The organism is Aquicoccus porphyridii (genome assembly GCF_008369105.1).
GTDB lineage: Bacteria > Pseudomonadota > Alphaproteobacteria > Rhodobacterales > Rhodobacteraceae > Aquicoccus > Aquicoccus porphyridii.
The window spans coordinates 65480-80586 of the sequence record NZ_VINQ01000002.1 but is presented as its reverse complement, the minus strand read 5'-3'; the positions used below and the strand labels follow the sequence as shown (position 1 = coordinate 80586).

Annotated in this window: 21 protein-coding genes; 8 read left to right on the top strand and 13 right to left on the bottom strand. The window is 64.6% G+C overall.

What is annotated here, in order from left to right; genetic code table 11:
• Positions 1 to 46: 46 nt before the first annotated feature.
• From ccmA to FLO80_RS03480, 5 genes are all read left to right on the top strand, one after another.
• Positions 47 to 664 carry a heme ABC exporter ATP-binding protein CcmA gene (gene ccmA, locus FLO80_RS03500; protein ID WP_111363857.1) on the top strand — a complete coding sequence of 206 codons (618 nt, stop codon included), beginning with the start codon at positions 47 to 49 and terminating at the stop codon, positions 662 to 664.
• The gene (ccmB, locus tag FLO80_RS03495; protein ID WP_111363860.1) at positions 661 to 1317 is read left to right on the top strand and encodes a heme exporter protein CcmB; all 657 of its coding nucleotides are present in this window, start codon (positions 661 to 663) and stop codon (positions 1315 to 1317) included. The genes ccmA and ccmB overlap by 4 nt, the downstream gene beginning before the upstream one ends.
• Positions 1318 to 1459: 142 nt before the next feature.
• Positions 1460 to 2197 (top strand): heme ABC transporter permease, encoded by a 738-nt coding sequence (locus FLO80_RS03490; protein ID WP_111363863.1) that lies wholly within the window; start codon positions 1460 to 1462, stop codon positions 2195 to 2197.
• Positions 2194 to 2358 (top strand): heme exporter protein CcmD, encoded by a 165-nt coding sequence (gene ccmD / locus FLO80_RS03485; RefSeq protein ID WP_188078204.1) that lies wholly within the window; start codon positions 2194 to 2196, stop codon positions 2356 to 2358. Before FLO80_RS03490 ends, ccmD begins: the two co-directional genes overlap by 4 nt.
• Positions 2345 to 2890 carry a DsbE family thiol:disulfide interchange protein gene (locus FLO80_RS03480; protein WP_111363866.1) on the top strand — a complete coding sequence of 182 codons (546 nt, stop codon included), beginning with the start codon at positions 2345 to 2347 and terminating at the stop codon, positions 2888 to 2890. The genes ccmD and FLO80_RS03480 overlap by 14 nt, the downstream gene beginning before the upstream one ends.
• A gap of 267 nt (positions 2891 to 3157) precedes the next feature.
• On the opposite strand, the gene FLO80_RS03475 is transcribed toward FLO80_RS03480, so the two are convergent.
• The 11 genes from FLO80_RS03475 to FLO80_RS03425 form a co-directional block, all read right to left on the bottom strand.
• On the bottom strand, positions 3158 to 3964 hold the full coding sequence (locus FLO80_RS03475; RefSeq protein WP_111363868.1) for an ABC transporter permease: 807 nt from the start codon (positions 3962 to 3964) through the stop codon (positions 3158 to 3160).
• The gene (locus FLO80_RS03470) at positions 3961 to 4845 is read right to left on the bottom strand and encodes an ABC transporter permease (RefSeq protein ID WP_111363871.1); all 885 of its coding nucleotides are present in this window, start codon (positions 4843 to 4845) and stop codon (positions 3961 to 3963) included. Before FLO80_RS03470 ends, FLO80_RS03475 begins: the two co-directional genes overlap by 4 nt.
• Before the next feature lie 49 nt (positions 4846 to 4894).
• Positions 4895 to 5614 (bottom strand): transporter substrate-binding domain-containing protein, encoded by a 720-nt coding sequence (locus FLO80_RS03465; RefSeq protein WP_111363874.1) that lies wholly within the window; start codon positions 5612 to 5614, stop codon positions 4895 to 4897.
• Between the two features lie 56 nt (positions 5615 to 5670).
• Positions 5671 to 6423 carry a transporter substrate-binding domain-containing protein gene (locus tag FLO80_RS03460; RefSeq protein WP_111363877.1) on the bottom strand — a complete coding sequence of 251 codons (753 nt, stop codon included), beginning with the start codon at positions 6421 to 6423 and terminating at the stop codon, positions 5671 to 5673.
• Positions 6420 to 7205, bottom strand: a complete 786-nt coding sequence (locus FLO80_RS03455) for an ABC transporter ATP-binding protein (protein ID WP_111364117.1) — start codon at positions 7203 to 7205, stop codon at positions 6420 to 6422. The genes FLO80_RS03460 and FLO80_RS03455 overlap by 4 nt, the downstream gene beginning before the upstream one ends.
• Before the next feature lie 134 nt (positions 7206 to 7339).
• Positions 7340 to 8080 (bottom strand): phosphate/phosphite/phosphonate ABC transporter substrate-binding protein, encoded by a 741-nt coding sequence (locus tag FLO80_RS03450; RefSeq protein WP_111363879.1) that lies wholly within the window; start codon positions 8078 to 8080, stop codon positions 7340 to 7342.
• On the bottom strand, positions 8077 to 8511 hold the full coding sequence (locus FLO80_RS03445; RefSeq protein ID WP_111363881.1) for a tellurite resistance TerB family protein: 435 nt from the start codon (positions 8509 to 8511) through the stop codon (positions 8077 to 8079). The genes FLO80_RS03450 and FLO80_RS03445 overlap by 4 nt, the downstream gene beginning before the upstream one ends.
• A gap of 6 nt (positions 8512 to 8517) precedes the next feature.
• Positions 8518 to 8967, bottom strand: coding sequence for a tellurite resistance TerB family protein (locus tag FLO80_RS03440; RefSeq protein ID WP_188078203.1), 450 nt, complete (start codon positions 8965 to 8967; stop codon positions 8518 to 8520).
• Between the two features lie 4 nt (positions 8968 to 8971).
• Complete coding sequence (locus tag FLO80_RS03435; protein WP_111363884.1) at positions 8972 to 9265, bottom strand: DUF1330 domain-containing protein; 294 nt, start codon at positions 9263 to 9265, stop codon at positions 8972 to 8974.
• A gap of 80 nt (positions 9266 to 9345) precedes the next feature.
• On the bottom strand, positions 9346 to 10014 hold the full coding sequence (locus FLO80_RS03430) for a hypothetical protein (RefSeq protein ID WP_111363886.1): 669 nt from the start codon (positions 10012 to 10014) through the stop codon (positions 9346 to 9348).
• Between the two features lie 54 nt (positions 10015 to 10068).
• On the bottom strand, positions 10069 to 10275 hold the full coding sequence (locus tag FLO80_RS03425; RefSeq protein WP_146611016.1) for a hypothetical protein: 207 nt from the start codon (positions 10273 to 10275) through the stop codon (positions 10069 to 10071).
• A 29-nt stretch (positions 10276 to 10304) separates the two neighbouring features.
• Here FLO80_RS03425 and FLO80_RS03420 point away from each other — a divergent pair, with 29 nt between their 5' ends.
• Positions 10305 to 10853 carry a hypothetical protein gene (locus FLO80_RS03420; RefSeq protein ID WP_111363889.1) on the top strand — a complete coding sequence of 183 codons (549 nt, stop codon included), beginning with the start codon at positions 10305 to 10307 and terminating at the stop codon, positions 10851 to 10853.
• Positions 10854 to 10875: 22 nt separating this feature from the next.
• Here the strand turns inward: FLO80_RS03420 and pyrG are convergent, their stop codons facing one another.
• Complete coding sequence (gene pyrG, locus FLO80_RS03415) at positions 10876 to 12519, bottom strand: CTP synthase (protein WP_111363891.1); 1644 nt, start codon at positions 12517 to 12519, stop codon at positions 10876 to 10878.
• Between the two features lie 272 nt (positions 12520 to 12791).
• Entirely contained in the window at positions 12792 to 13154 is a 363-nt protein-coding gene (secG, locus tag FLO80_RS03410; RefSeq protein WP_111363893.1) for a preprotein translocase subunit SecG, read from the bottom strand.
• A gap of 202 nt (positions 13155 to 13356) precedes the next feature.
• Here secG and FLO80_RS03405 point away from each other — a divergent pair, with 202 nt between their 5' ends.
• Complete coding sequence (locus tag FLO80_RS03405; protein ID WP_111363895.1) at positions 13357 to 14649, top strand: adenylosuccinate synthase; 1293 nt, start codon at positions 13357 to 13359, stop codon at positions 14647 to 14649.
• 50 nt (positions 14650 to 14699) lie between these two features.
• Complete coding sequence (locus FLO80_RS03400) at positions 14700 to 14963, top strand: DUF2842 domain-containing protein (RefSeq protein ID WP_111363897.1); 264 nt, start codon at positions 14700 to 14702, stop codon at positions 14961 to 14963.
• Positions 14964 to 15107 lie beyond the last annotated feature (144 nt).

Genomic DNA, 15107 nt, shown 5'->3' with positions numbered 1-15107 from the left:
GCGAAAAGCGGTTCTGTTGGCGTCAGGACTGCGCTAAGGCGGAGCCATGGAACTCGAAGTGAGCGAACTTTCCGTCGCGCGTGGCGGTATCCCGGTTCTGGAGGGGTTGAATTTCCGGCTGGCGGCCGGGCATGCCCTGATCCTGCGCGGGCCCAACGGGATCGGCAAGACGACGGTTCTGCGCACGATCGCCGGGCTTCAACCGCCGCTTGCCGGGCGGATCAGCCTTGACCGCGAAACGATGACCTATGCCGCCCATGCCGACGGGCTCAAGGCGACGCTGACGGTCGAGGAAAACCTTTCGTTCTGGGCGGCGGTGTTTGGCACTGGCGGGATCGACGCGGCGTTGGACGGGTTCGCGCTGCGCGATCTGCGCGCCCGCCCGGCGGGGGCGCTTTCGGCGGGGCAGAAACGGCGGCTGGGGCTGGCGCGGCTTCTGGTGACGGGACGGCCGGTCTGGGTGCTCGACGAGCCCACCGTGTCGCTCGACGTGGAGGCGGTGGCGATGTTCGTGCGCGCGGTGCGGGCGCATCTGGCGGGGGGCGGCATGGCGCTCATGGCCACGCATATCGACCTTGGCCTCGACGAGGCGGCGGTTCTGGATGTCGGCCCGTTCCGGGCACGCGCCGCGCAAGAGGACCATTTCGACGAGGTGTTCCTGTGATTGCCCTTCTGATGCGCGATCTGCGGCTGGCGATGCGGGCGGGGGGCGGTTTTGGCCTTGGCCTTGCGTTCTTCCTCATCGTGGTGACGCTGGTGCCTTTCGGTGTGGGCCCCGAGACCGGGCTTCTGGCGCGGATCGCGCCGGGTATCCTGTGGCTTGGCGCGCTGCTGGCGTGTCTCTTGTCGCTCGACCGGATTCTCGCGCTCGACTGGGAGGATGGCAGCCTTGACCTGCTGGCGACCTCGCCCCTGCCGCTGGAGGGGATCGTGACGATGAAGGCGCTGGCGCACTGGATCACGACCGGCCTGCCGCTGGTGATCGCCAGCCCGCTTTTCGCGGTGCTGATGAGCCTGCCGGGGGCGGGATACGCACCGCTTGTCCTGTCGCTCCTCCTGGGCACGCCGGCGCTTTCGGTGATCGGCACCTTCGGTGCGGCGCTGACCGTGGGGATCAAGCGGGGGGGGTTGTTGTTGAGCCTTCTGGTGCTGCCGCTTTACGTGCCGACGCTGATCTTCGGCGCCGAGATGGCCCGGCGCGGGGCCGAAGGGGCCGACACCACCACGCCGATGCTGATGCTGGCGGGGATCAGCGCGGGGGTGATCGCGCTTTTGCCCTTTGCCAGCGCGGCGGTGCTCAGGGTCAACCTGCGCTGAGAGGCCGCGGGCCTGCGACGAAAGGTGATGATTTTGTGAACCGTTCAGGCTGGAAAAGCGCGGTGATTTAAGGCAGATCAAGGCGGATGGCTGTGACGGCTGGCAAAAGGCAGCAGGAGATGCAACCGAAGATGGGTCCGAGATGAACCTCAACGCGCTGTGGGAATATGCCAACCCATTGAAATTCATGCGCACGACCGAACGGGCACTGCCCTATTTCTGGGTCGCGGCGGTGGTGTGCCTCGTGGTCGGGCTTGTCTGGGGATTTTTCTTCACGCCGGATGATTTCCGGCAAGGCTCGACCGTCAAGATTTTCTACCTGCATGTGCCAAGCGCGATGATGGCGATCAATATCTGGGTGATGATGCTGATCACCTCGCTGGTCTGGATCGTGCGGCGCCACCATGTGAGCGCGCTGGCCGCGCGCGCCGCCGCGCCGATCGGCGCGGTGATGACGGTGATCGCGCTGGCCACCGGTGCGATCTGGGGCCAGCCGATGTGGGGCACCTGGTGGGCCTGGGACCCGCGGCTCACCTCGTTCCTGATCCTGTTCCTGTTCTACCTCGGCTATATCGCACTCTGGGAGGCGATCGAGAATGACGACACCGCCGCCGACCTGACCGCGGTCCTGTGCCTCGTGGGGTCGGTGTTCGCGCTGCTGAGCCGCTATGCGGTCAATTTCTGGAACCAGGGCCTGCACCAGGGCGCGTCGCTCAGTCTCGACAAGAAGGAGAACGTGGCGGATGTCTTCTGGTTTCCGGCACTGGTCTCGATCGCGGGGTTTGTCCTGTTGTTCATCGCGCTGGTGATCCTTCGCACCAATACCGAGATCCGGGCGCGCAGGATGCGGGCGCTTCTGGCGCGGGAGCGGCTGGGATGATGCCGGACCTGGGAAAATACGCCGAGGCCGTGCTATCATCCTACGCGGTGTCGATCCTGCTGATCGTTGCGCTGGTGGTGCTGTCGGTCCGCCGGTCGCGCAAGGTCAGGGCGCAGCTTGACGATATTGAAACGCGGAGGAAAAACCATGGCGAGGGTTAGCCCGATGATGATGGCCCCGCCGCTTGTCTTCGCGGGGCTGGCGGCGCTGTTCTTTTTCGGAATGATGCGCGAGAATCCCGACGAGCTGCCCTCGCAGCGGGTGGGCAAGCCCGTGCCGCCCGTGGAACTGGTGCAACTGGGCGAGACGCCGCTTCTGACCGATGAGGTGCTCAATGCGCCGGGGGTGAAGCTGGTCAATTTCTGGGGCACGTGGTGTGTCGCCTGCCGGGCCGAGCATCCGACGCTCTTGTGGATTCGCGACAATCTCGATGTGCCGCTGCACGGGATCAATTTCGATGACACCACGGAACGCGCGCTGGCCTATCTCGAAGAGGAGGATAACCCGTTCTCGCATCTCGGCGAGGCCAAGACCGCGCGCACCAAGATCGACTGGGGTGTTTATGGCGCGCCCGAGACCTTCATCATCGACGCCAATGGCATCGTGACCATGCGTTTTGCCGGGCCGATCACGCAGCGGGTGCTGAACGAAACCATCCTGCCCGCGATCGAGAAGGCCAAGGCAGGGGGCTGACCCCGGTTCTCCTTAACCGCACGGTTTCAAATTGTGCGCTTCCGCGCAGACTCATTCAGCATGTTGCGACGCGATGCGTGATGATCGGCGCCAGGGTGTCTTTCGATGCCAGGACAATGAGTATTTTTACCAAGAAAGAACCAGTATGGGTCTCTTTCTTGGCGGGAAATACTCTGGGGGTGAATGGCGAAGCCAGRGGGGGCAAASCCCCCTGCATGCCACAATCGTCTTGCGCCGCAGGCGCGCATTCTGGATCACGGCTGTCTGTCAGCGGATCAGGTTGGGGCGAAAGCGCAGGCGGGGGCGCGAATCCTGTGGCAGGTGTCGGTTGAGGTGGCGGTTGATCAGGCCGAAGACCCCGATGATGAGAAGCGTCAGCAGGATGAAATAGCCCGCGAGGATCGGATAGGGGATGAAGGGGTTGAAGGTCTTGTCGGCGAAATAGCTGGCGTAATAGAGCGCGTCGCCCTTTTGTTGCCAGGCCGGGAAGCCGGAAAAGAACACCAGCACGGTGGCGTGGAACAGAAAGATCGCCTCGTTCGTGTAGGCGGGCCAGGCGAGGCGCATGGCGGTGGGCCAGACGATGCGGCGGAACCGGGTCCAGCCGGAAAAGCCATAGGCATCCGCAGCCTCGATATCGCCCTTGGGCACCGAGCGCAGCGCGCCGTAGAAGATTTCGGCCGAATAGGCGGCGGTGTTGAAGAACAGCACCACCAGCGCGCCGAGCGCGGCCGAGGTGAAGGGCGTGAAGACCGGCGAGACGCCCTTGAGCGAGAGAAACAGGAAATAGCCGAAGAAGAACTGGATGAAGAGCGGCGAGCCGCGGAAGATGAAGATGAACCATTCGGCGGGTTTGCGCAGCAGCGGGTGATTGGCGCCCTTGGCCACGGCCAGCGCATTGGCAAGGATGAACCCGGCCAGCAGCGCCAGAACGCCGAAATAGATGTTCCACATGAGCCCCGAGCCGATCAGGGTGAATTGCTGGCAGAGCGTGAAATCCGAGCGCGGCAGCAGCCGTTCGCCATGGCCCAGCGCGCGCAGCCCGTAATCCTGTATGGTTTGCCAGCAGCTCATGTCGCGGCCTTTCTGAGCGCTTCGCCCCCGGCGGTGGCCTGTCCGTGGCTGAGCCGCCGGGTGAGGCGTTCGAGCACCATTTCAGAGAGTTTGGTGAAACCGAGATAGAACACCAGCAGCGCCAGGAAATACCACATCCGCCAGTCGGGATGCGGGTAATCGGTGAAGCGCGCGGTTTTCGCCCCGCCCAGTTCGCGCGCCCAGTAGACGATATCGGAAATGCCGAGCAGGAAGAGCAGCGGCGTGGCCTTGATCAGCACCATCCAGAGATTGCCGAGACCGGGCAGGGCATAGATCCACATCTGCGGCACCAGCACGCGCCAGTATGCCTGGCGTGGGGACATGCCATAGGCTTCGGCGGTTTCGATCTGGGCGTGGGGCACGGCGCGCATGGCGCCGAAGAGCACGTTGGCGGCAAAGGCGCCAAAGACGATGGCAAAGGTCACCACGGCCAGCGCGAAACCATAGACGTCATGCTGCCATTGCGACGCCGTCGAGAGCGGCATCTTGGCGGCGGAACAGACCACGAAATCATTGCCTTGCCGGATCGGTTCGGACCAATCGGGGCATTTCACCTTGTGCCGGAGATATTCGATCCCCTGGTCGAGGGCGATGACGAAAAACAGGAAGAACGCGATGTCGGGCACGCCGCGCACGATGGCGATGTAGAATTTTCCCAGCCACGAGAGCGGTCTGATGCGCGAACGGGCCGCCGAGGCCCCGGCAAAGCCCAGTGCCAGCGCCGTGGGGGCGGTGATCGCCAGGAGCGTCAGCACCGTGCCGAAGGACCAGTAGAGCGCCATGTGCTTGCCCGTGGTCAGGTAGCACGAAAGCCAGGTCAGGCCGGAGAGCGCGGCGGGGTCGGTGCAATATGAGAACATCGCGGGCCTTTACGGGGTCGGGCGGGGATGATCCCGCCCGACCAGCGCATCAGAAGGTTTCGCCGACTTCCCATTTCTCGATCAGCGTGTTGAGGCTGCCGTCATCCTTCATCGACTGGATCGCGGCGTCGAATTTCTCGCGCAGCTCACCATCGCTTTCGCGCAGGCCCATGCCGACGCCGCCGCCGATCAGCTCATCGCGTTCCAGGAGGGTCAGGTCGGCGTTTTCCTCGGCGATGGGGGCAAGATAGCTCTTGTCGGCCAGAACCGCGTCGGCCTCGCCGGTGCGCACGGCAGAAATGGTCTCGTCCGGGGTGGCGAATTCCACCAGCGGCGCGCCCATTTCGGCCACGAACCCGGCCTGGATCGTGTTGGTCTGGGCGGCGATCACGGCGCCGGTCACGTCAAGCCCCTCGTTGCCGGTCAGCACCATGTAGGCGGAGGGGTCGGGCTGGGTGTAGTTCTGGGTGAAGTCGATCACCTCGTCGCGTTCGGGGGTGATCGACATGCCCGCGATGATCACGTCGTAATTGCCCGAAACGAGGTTGGGGATGATCGAATCCCAGTCGTTCGTGACCCATTCGCAGGTCAGTTCGGCGCGGGCGCAAAGCTCGTCGCCCAGCTCGCGCTCGAAGCCGTCGATCTCGCCGGCATCGTTGAGAAAGTTGAACGGGGGATAGGCGCCTTCGGTGCCGAGGCGCACGGTGTCGGCCATGGCGAAGCCGGCCGTGAGGGCCAGCGCGGCGGTGGTCAGGATCAGGTTTTTCATGGATATACTCCCTTTGGTTTGCTTTTGAGTCCGGGTTCCGGGTTTTCGGGATCTTCTCATATGTCCCGTGACGGTTTGAACCATTTATCGTTGAGCCGGTCGAGGATTCCGTCGGATTCGAGTGTCGTCAAGGCCGCGTTGAAACGATCGCGCAGCGCCGTGTCCCCGGGGCGAAAGGCGATGGCGGGGCCGCCTGCCGCGATCTCCTCGCGCCCGAGGATCACCATCATGCGGCGACTGCGAAGGGCGCGGTTTTCAAGGAAATCAGGGCTGCCGAAGACCATGTCGGCCTGCCCGTCGATCATCGCCTTGAGGGCTGCGGTCGCGGTGGGGTGGTTCTGGGCTTTCATGCCGAGCGCGACGAGATGATCGTGATGGATCGTGTTCTCTTGCACCGCGATCAGCGCGCCCTCGGTCGACTGGAAACTGTGGGTGCCGACGAACATGCCCGAGGCCGTACCGGGCCGGGGGAAATACTCGCGGCTGAAGGCAATGCGCCTGGCGCGCAGCGGGGTGATCGCCATGCCGGCCATGATCGCGTCGTAATGGCCGGCCAGAAGGTCGGGGATCATGCTGGGCCAGTCGTTGAGCACCCATTCGGCCTGTATGCCGAGGTGGGCGCAGATTTCGGTGGCGAGGTCGATTTCGAACCCCTGGGGGCGGCCCTGCGCATCGAGCGAGTTATAGGGCGGAAAGGCGCCTTCGGTGGCGATGCGGATCACCTCGCGTGTGTCGCCGTCGCCGGCGCGCAGGGCGCTGGCAAGCGGCAGGGCGGCGAGCCCGGCGAGGAAGGCGCGACGGCGGGTCATGCGTGCACCGTGGAGGAGAGAAAGCCGCGCAGCCGCTCGGATTTCGCGTCGCCGAACAGGGTTTCGGGCGGACCTTCCTCTTCGATGCGGCCCTCGTGCAGGAAGATCACGTGGTCCGAGACGTCATGGGCCAGCTTCATGTCATGGGTGACGATCATCATGGTGCGGCCCTCGGTTGCAAGATCCTTGATGACCTTGACGACCTCTTGCTCAAGCTCGGGGTCGAGCGCGGAGGTGGGTTCGTCGAAGAGAAGGGCCGCGGGCTCCATGGCCAGCGCGCGGGCGATCGCGGCGCGCTGTTGCTGGCCACCCGAGAGTTGAGCGGGCCATGCGTCGCATTTGTCGCCGATGCCGACCTTGTCGAGATAGGCGCGCGCGGCCCGTTCGGATTCGGCGCGGTTGTGGCCCAGCACGGTCACCGGGGCCTCCATCACGTTTTGCAGGATGGTGAGGTGGGACCAGAGGTTGAATTGCTGGAAGACCATCGAGAGGTTGGTGCGGATGCGCAGCACCTGCCTGGGGTCGGCGGGATGGCGGCGCAGGCCCTCGCCCTTCCATTTGACCGGCTCGCCCTGGAACAGGATATCGCCCTGCTGGCTGTCTTCGAGAAGGTTCACGCAGCGCAGGATCGTGGATTTGCCCGATCCAGACGAGCCGATGAGAGAGATCACGTCGCCACGCCGGGCGGTGATGTCGACGCCCTTGATCACTTCGAGCGCGCCGTAAGCCTTGTGTAGGTTGCGGACCTCGATGACGGGTTCGGTCGTGGCGGTCTGTGGCACGGTTTGTTTGTATGTCCCCTGTTGTTTGTTGGGCTTCACTAGGGCGGAAAATTCGCAAGGATGCAACGTTCAATCCGTGCATTCCCACGCGGAAAGCGGCGATTTGACAGGCGAAGGCTGCAATTCGGAGCGTGTCACGCCGCCGGAGCGGCAGGGATGGGCAGCGCGAGATAGGCCGCGGCGGGGATCGCGACGAGCCCGCGCAGGAGGAGCGTATCGCGGTCGCCGGGGGACAGATCGGCGATGGCGGCCGCGGTGGCGGCAAAGAGCGGTGCAGGGTCGGTGCCCCGGGCGGTGATGAGCGGCAGGCCGGGGGTGGGGGTCGTGCGGTCGATCGCGCGCAATTCGTGGGCAAAGGAGTCATGGCGCTGGATGAGCGCCCATGTCACCGCGTCGAGGGCCGCGAGATCGGCGTGCCCCTCGGCCACGGCCCGGGCCGAGGCACGGTGGGCGCCGGTTTCGAGCAAGTGGCCGAAGGACAGGCCGTGGGCGGCCATATGGGCAGCGGGCGCGGCCCAGCCGGATTGCGACAGCGCCTCGTTATAGGCGAAGGATGCGCCGTCGAAATCGCCCAGCGTCTGGCGGGGATCGTCGGCGCGGGCCACGAGGGCGGAGCAGTAATGGCCCGGGGGGCAGTCGGGCAGGCCGTAATCGGGGGTTCCGACCAGCGTGACATGATCGTGCAGCCGCGCGCGGTAGGGATAGCCGCAGGTCTGCGCCAGCAGGAGGTCGGGGGCTTGCCAGATTTCCCAGAGGTCGCGTTCGCGGGTGAGGTGGTCCGGGCCACGGCCCAGCCGGGCGCGGATCGCCTGCCAGAGCCGGTCATTGGCATCGGCGGTCTCGGGCCGGTCATACATCGGCAGGGCGGCGATCATCCGCCCGCCTGTTGCCGGGCACGCGCGCTGTCGCGGTCGTTGATGCCGAGGAGATTGGCCACGACGCGCAGGAGCGTGTCCTCGTGCATGTCGCGATTGCCATCGGCCAGCACCACCTGCCAGAGCGCGGTGAGAACGCCGAGACGGTCCTCGTGCGGGACGGCCTCCTTGATGGCGCGGGTAAAGCGTACCGTGTCGGGGGCCTCGGATTCGAGGATCTCGGCCTCTTGGCGCAGCGCGGCGGCTTCGAAAGGCGACAGGCCATAGCGGGTCATGAGGATGCGGTCGATGCGGTCGATTTCGACCTCGGCATAATCGTGATCGCTGCGCGCGATGCGCACCATGAGCGCGGCGAGCGCAAGCCGGGCATCGGCTTCGTTGAGCGGTTCGGGGGCGGGCGCGGTCATGCGGCGCAGGAAATCGGCGAACATGTGATCCTATTTCGGGGTCATCTGCGCCGCGGTGTGTGCGGCGTCGTTGTCTTCGGGGGTGAGGCCAAGGGCGATGCGGGTGGTTTCGATCACGTCGAGTTCCTCGGGGCGTTCCACGCCGTCGGCCAGCGTGACCTGCCAGAGCGCGCGCAGCGTGTCGAGTCGCCCGTCATGGGCCACGGTGTCGCGGATCAATGCGGCGAAGGCATCGGTGCCGGGGGCGGCGCGTTCGAGTTTCTCGCAATCGGCGCGCATGCGCGCGGCCTCGACCGGGTTGAGCCCGTTGGCGGCGGCAAGGATACGGTCGATGCGGGCGATTTCCTCGACCCGGTAGGCCGCGTCGGATTTCGCCACCCGCACCATGAGCGCCCCGAGCGCGAGCCGTGCATCGGGTTCGGGCAGGGGGCGCGGTTTCGGGGCGGAAAAGGCCGAGAGGATGCGTTGAACGATAGGCATGTCGTTACCCGTCATAGCCTTCGATGATGACGATGTCACCGGTCGAAACCGGATCGCGCAGCGCCTTGGCGGCCTGGTAGCTTTCGGAGTGATAGCAGTCGAGCGCGGCCTGGTAGGAGGGGAATTCGATCACCACGTTGCGGGCGCGGGCGCTGCCCTCGGGATTTTCGAACCGCCCGCCGCGCACGAGGAACCGCGCGCCGTATTCGGCAAAGGGCCTGGCGTTGGCCGCGACATATTTCATGTAGCCGTCGGGGTCGTCCACGTCGACGCGGCCGATCCAGTATCCTTTGGGCATGTTTGTGTCTCCTTGATCAGGGCGGCGGGGGCCGGTTTCTGGCCCGGATGCTGCGCCGCGGGGCGGGTGCGGTCAAGGGGTCAGCCGCTCGGTTTCGGGTCGTCAAAGGCGAGATTGTCGATGGCGATGCCCTGCGGGTCCGAATTGAGGATGAGCAGCCCTGCGATATCGGCATCGGTGGCGTTGCGCAGGAAGCCGAAGCTGTCCTCGCCCAAGGGCGAGAGGTGCAGGCGGTCGATGATGCTGCCGTCACGGCGATAGAAGATCACGGTGGCGTGGCCACCTTCGCCGCCGCGCAGGTCGAGCGCGAGCGCGCCCTGATCGTGATCAAAGGCAATGGCGATGGCACCTTCGCCGATCGCCTCGGCGCGGGGGAAACCGCGCGGCCCGAGCCCGTGCAGAACCACCGTGCCGGGCAGGCGGATCGCGCCGAGATTGCGCCCCGGCGCCCCGGGCAGAACGGTGAGCGGGGCGTCGGGCCGACCCGAAACGCGGTCGAATTCGCCGTCCTGGGTCAGGATCTGCCCGGCGAAACGCTCGCCCAGCCGTGCGCCCGGACGAGTCAGGAGATCGTCGATCCGTGCGCCGACACCAAGGGAATTGGGGACGTCCTCGAAAGTCAGAAGGCGGCTCAGGCCGAGCTCGTCGCGAGGCTGGACGCAGATCGGCGCGGCACAGGGGGGCGGGCCGCCCTTGGCAGACAGCGGAGCGGTGGCGATAAGGGCGAGGGCGAACAGGGTCCGGCGCATGCCGCAGTGTAGATCGGATTCGGTGAGACGCCGCTCGATTTTTCGTGAATGCGCTCAGCCAAGCGGGATCGGGTGGGCATAGAGGATGTCGTCGATGGCGATATCGCGCTGCCGGTCGCGCCGGATCAGGCCCTGTGCCGCGCCCGGCGCCACACCCGCGACACAGAGCGCGCCGAAGCACATGATGACGGACGACAAAAGCCGCAATGCCGTCACATTTGCATCCCAGTTTCGGCCATTTGCGAGAGCAATTTTGAACATGCGAGGGACGATAGCTAGGGAAGCGCGACATGGCAGCCTTTGCCGCGATGGACTGGAACAATTCAAGCGAGCGGGAACAGTTGGACGCCGTGCGCCGGGCCCGGCCCGACGAGTTGAACCAGATCCTGTGCGAATATGACTGGTCGCTTTATCCCGAAACGGTTCTGGGCTGGGCCAGTGCGCAGCGCGGCATAACGCTTTGCGCGGCGATCACGGGGTTCTTCAACGCGGACCCGATGCGATTCAACTACCTGCCGCGCAGCGATGTCCCGGCGCAGTATCACGGGATTTGTCGCTTGCTCGATACGATGGCGCAGCGTGTGAATGCCGGGTTCTACCTGCCCAATGTGACGCATATCCCCTGTATCCAGCAGAAGACATTGCGCGCCTGGATGCATTACCAGCAGGAGGATGTGATCGACAATAGGCGCGGGCGATGGGTGTTCGAGGACGAGCTGATCGCGCCGCTGCTTAATCCGGTGTCGCAGAGCGTCTCCGGACAGGCCGGGCGGAGCGAACCTGAAGCGTCCGGGTTTCCCGACCTTGGGGCCCTTGTCAAACCGCTGATGAATTTCTGAGCGGGCCGCAGGGGCGGACCCGTCAGACCAGTCGCGAGCTTTCCACCGCCGCGCGCACGAAATCGGCGAAAAGCGGATGCGGGGCGAAGGGTTTCGACTTCAGCTCGGGGTGGAACTGCACACCGATGAACCACGGGTGATCGGACCATTCGACGATCTCGGGCAGGCGCCCGTCGGGTGACATGCCGGAAAAGGCAAGCCCGCATGTCTCGAGCTTGTCGCGGTACTTGATATCGACCTCGTAGCGGTGGCGGTGGCGCTCTTCGATCGTGGTGGTGCCATAGACCTGCGCGACCTTGGAGCCCTCGGAGAGCGTGGCGTCATAGGCGCCGAGCCGCATCGTACCACCCTTGTCATCATTGGCCGAGCGCTTGACGGTGTAATTGCCCTGCACCCATTCCTTGAGGTGATAGACGACCGGGGTGAAGCGTTTGCCGCCGGTCTCGTGGTCGAACTCTTCCGAGCCCGCGTCCTTGATGCCGGCGAGGTTGCGGGCAGCCTCGATCACCGCCATCTGCATGCCAAGGCAGATGCCGAGATAGGGCACCTTGCGCTCGCGGGCGAATTGGGCGGCCTTGATCTTGCCCTCGGTGCCGCGTTCGCCGAAACCGCCGGGCACGAGAATGGCGTGGTAGCCTTCGAGATAGGGGGCCGCGTCTTCCTTGTCGAAGACCTCGGCATCGACCCAGTTCACGTTGACCTTGACTCGGTTGGCCATGCCACCATGAAGCAGGGCCTCCTTGATGGATTTATAGGCGTCTTCGAGCTGGGTGTATTTGCCGACAATGGCGATGTTCACCTCGCCATCGACATTGTGGATGCGGTCATAGACGTCTTCCCATGTCGAAAGCTCGGGGCGCGGGGCGGGGGCGATCTGGAAGGCGTCGAGCACGGCCTGATCAAGGCCCACGCGATGATAGGCCAGCGGCGCCTCGTAGATCGAGGAGAGATCGTAGGCGGGGATCACCGCCTCGGGGCGGACGTTGCAGAAAAGCGCGATCTTGGCGCGTTCCTTTTCGGGGATCGGTTGTTCCGAGCGGCAGACCAGCACATCGGGCTGAAGGCCGATGGAGCGCAGTTCCTTGACCGAGTGCTGGGTCGGCTTGGTCTTCAATTCTCCGCTGGCCGCAAGATAGGGCAAGAGCGTCAGGTGCATGAAGATGCATTGCCCGCGTGGGCGCTCCTGAGAGAACTGGCGGATCGCCTCGAAGAAGGGCAGGCCCTCGATGTCGCCGACGGTGCCGCCGATCTCGCAGAGCATGAAATCGACCTCCGAGTCGCCGATTTCAAGGAAATCCTTGATCTCGTTGGTGACGTGGGGGATCACCTGGATGGTCTTGCCGAGGTAATCGCCGCGGCGTTCCTTTTCGAGCACGTTGGTATAGATGCGCCCCGAGGATACGCTGTCGGTCTTGCGCGCGGGCACACCGGTGAAGCGTTCGTAATGGCCGAGATCGAGATCGGTTTCGGCGCCGTCATCGGTGACGAAGACCTCGCCATGCTCGAACGGCGACATCGTGCCGGGATCGACGTTGAGGTAGGGATCGAGCTTGCGCAGGCGGACCGAGAAACCGCGTGCCTGCAACAGCGCGCCAAGCGCGGCGGAGGCGAGTCCCTTGCCAAGTGATGAGACGACCCCGCCGGTGATGAATACGTAACGCGCCATGTGGCCGAGTTATCCCCCGTGACTGTAGCTGCGACCGTGGCTGCCTGACCGATCAAATCCTGTCCGGGCGGGCCGAGAAAGCCACCATGTCACGGGATTTAAGCGTTAGCAGATTCGCATGGAATTGACAACAGAGCCGCAAGATCATGTTGTCGAGTGGTTTCATTCCCCAAGTGTTTGCGTCGCCTGTCGGCCGGGCCGACCAAGGGCTTTGCAAAAACTCTTGCAAAGATGTTTCAGAAGGTTCGGCCCGTCCCCTGATGGTTCGCGGATCAATCGGCCCGCGGCACCAGCGGCGCGCTGTCGTCGCCCGAAGGCGGCAGCAGATCGCCGGAAGGCAGGACGGGGCCATCGTCGACAGGCTCTTCGACCGCGGGGGCGTCGCGCAGGCGATCCATAACCGAGGTGCCCGATGATTTCTGCGCCGCGACCACGGTAAGAAGAAGCGAGGTGCAGATAAAGGCGATGGCAAGCACCCATGTGACCTTGCCCAGCGCGGTGGCCGCCGCGCGCTGCGAAATCGCGCCGCCGCCCGAGCCCATGCCCAGGCCACCACCTTCGGAGCGTTGCATGAGCACGACACCGATCAGCCCGAGCGCGAGAAGAAGATGGATTATGAGAACGACGTTTTCCATGGAGTAAGGCGCCTTGATCTGCCTGTTTCGCGGCTGTGTATGTCAAAGGGCAATTGGGTGCAAGGGATCAGGGCTATGAAGCGGACATCGACTTTCCGTGCTGTCCTGTCGGCTGTGGCGAAATAGCGGTTTCACCGCGCGACGCGGGGCGATATACGGGATCGGGTTTGGATTTGCGAACTCTGAAAACGAAGGAACCGTTATGGCCAATGTCGTGGTGGTCGGCGCCCAGTGGGGCGACGAGGGAAAAGGCAAGATCGTGGATTGGCTGAGCGAGCGGGCGGATGTGATCGCGCGCTTTCAGGGCGGGCACAATGCGGGCCACACGCTGGTCATTGATGGCGAGGTGTTCAAGCTGCATGCGCTGCCGTCTGGTGTGGTGCGCGGCGGCAAGCTTTCGGTGATCGGCAATGGCGTGGTGCTCGACCCGTGGCACCTGGTCAAGGAAATCGCCACGATCCGCGCCCAAGGCGTTGAGATCACGCCCGAGACGCTGATGATTGCCGAGAACACGCCGCTGATCCTGCCGTTCCACGGCGAACTGGACCGAGCGCGCGAGGGACAGAATTCGGTGGCCAAGATCGGCACGACGGGCCGCGGGATCGGGCCGGCTTATGAGGACAAGGTGGGCCGGCGGGTGATCCGGGTGGCCGATCTGGGCGACGATGCGACGCTGGAACTGCGGGTGGACCGGGCGCTTGTTCACCACAATGCGCTGCGCAACGGGCTGGGGCTGGGACCGATTGACCGCGATGCGCTGATTGCCGATCTCAAGGCGATCGCGCCGGAAATCCTGCAATATGCCGGGCCGGTCTGGAAGGTGCTGAACGAAAAGCGCAAATCCGGCAAGCGAATCCTGTTCGAGGGGGCGCAGGGCGCGCTTCTCGATATCGACTTTGGCACCTATCCCTTTGTCACCTCGTCGAACGTGATCGCGGGGCAGGCGGCGACCGGGGTGGGCGTCGGGCCGGGTGCGATTGATTTCGTTCTGGGTATCGTCAAGGCCTACACGACCCGCGTGGGCGAAGGCCCGTTCCCGACCGAGCTCGACGATGCCGATGGTCAACGCCTCGGCGAGCGGGGCCATGAATTCGGCACGACGACGGGGCGCAAGCGGCGCTGTGGCTGGTTCGATGCGTGCCTCGTGCGCCAGACCTGCGCCACCTCGGGGGTGAACGGCATATCACTCACCAAGCTGGATGTTCTGGACGGGTTCGAGGTGTTGAAGATCTGTGTCGGGTACGAGCTGGACGGGGCGCGGCTCGATTACTTGCCCACGGCCACCGACCAGCAGGCGCGCTGTGTGCCGATCTACGAGGAATTGCCGGGCTGGTCCGAATCGACCGAGGGCGCGCGCAGTTGGGCCGACCTGCCGGCCAATGCGATCAAATACGTCAAGCGCGTGGAAGAGTTGATCGAATGCCCGGTGGCGCTTTTGTCGACCAGCCCCGAGCGCGAGGATACGATTCTCGTGACCGACCCGTTTGCGGATTGAGCGGATGATCGGGTTTCCGAAGAATCCGCGATGCGGGGCGGGGCAGGGCGATGTTTGATCGTCTCTCCTACAAGGCGCGCAAGCGGTTGGCGATCCTCGTGCTGCTTGTCGGGATGCCGCTTTACATCGTGCTGGCGGTATCGCTGATGGGGTGGTTGTTTCCCGATCCGCTCGACAAGCCGCCGGTCCTGGTTGAACTCGCGATATATATCGGGTTGGGGGTCGTCTGGATCTGGCCGCTCAAGGGGATTTTCCGTGGCGTGGGGCAGCCCGACCCGGGGCGCAAGGATGACGCGGACGGCGGTGGAGCCTGACGCGGTGGCGCCCGGTGGCATCTGGGGGGCATCCGGCTTGCGGCAGTGGCGGCAGGCTGGTAAGGCAAGCCGATGAAACCCGATGATTTTGATCGGATTAGGGCAGGGCAAGCCGAATTGACAGCTCCAAACGAAGCCCCAGAC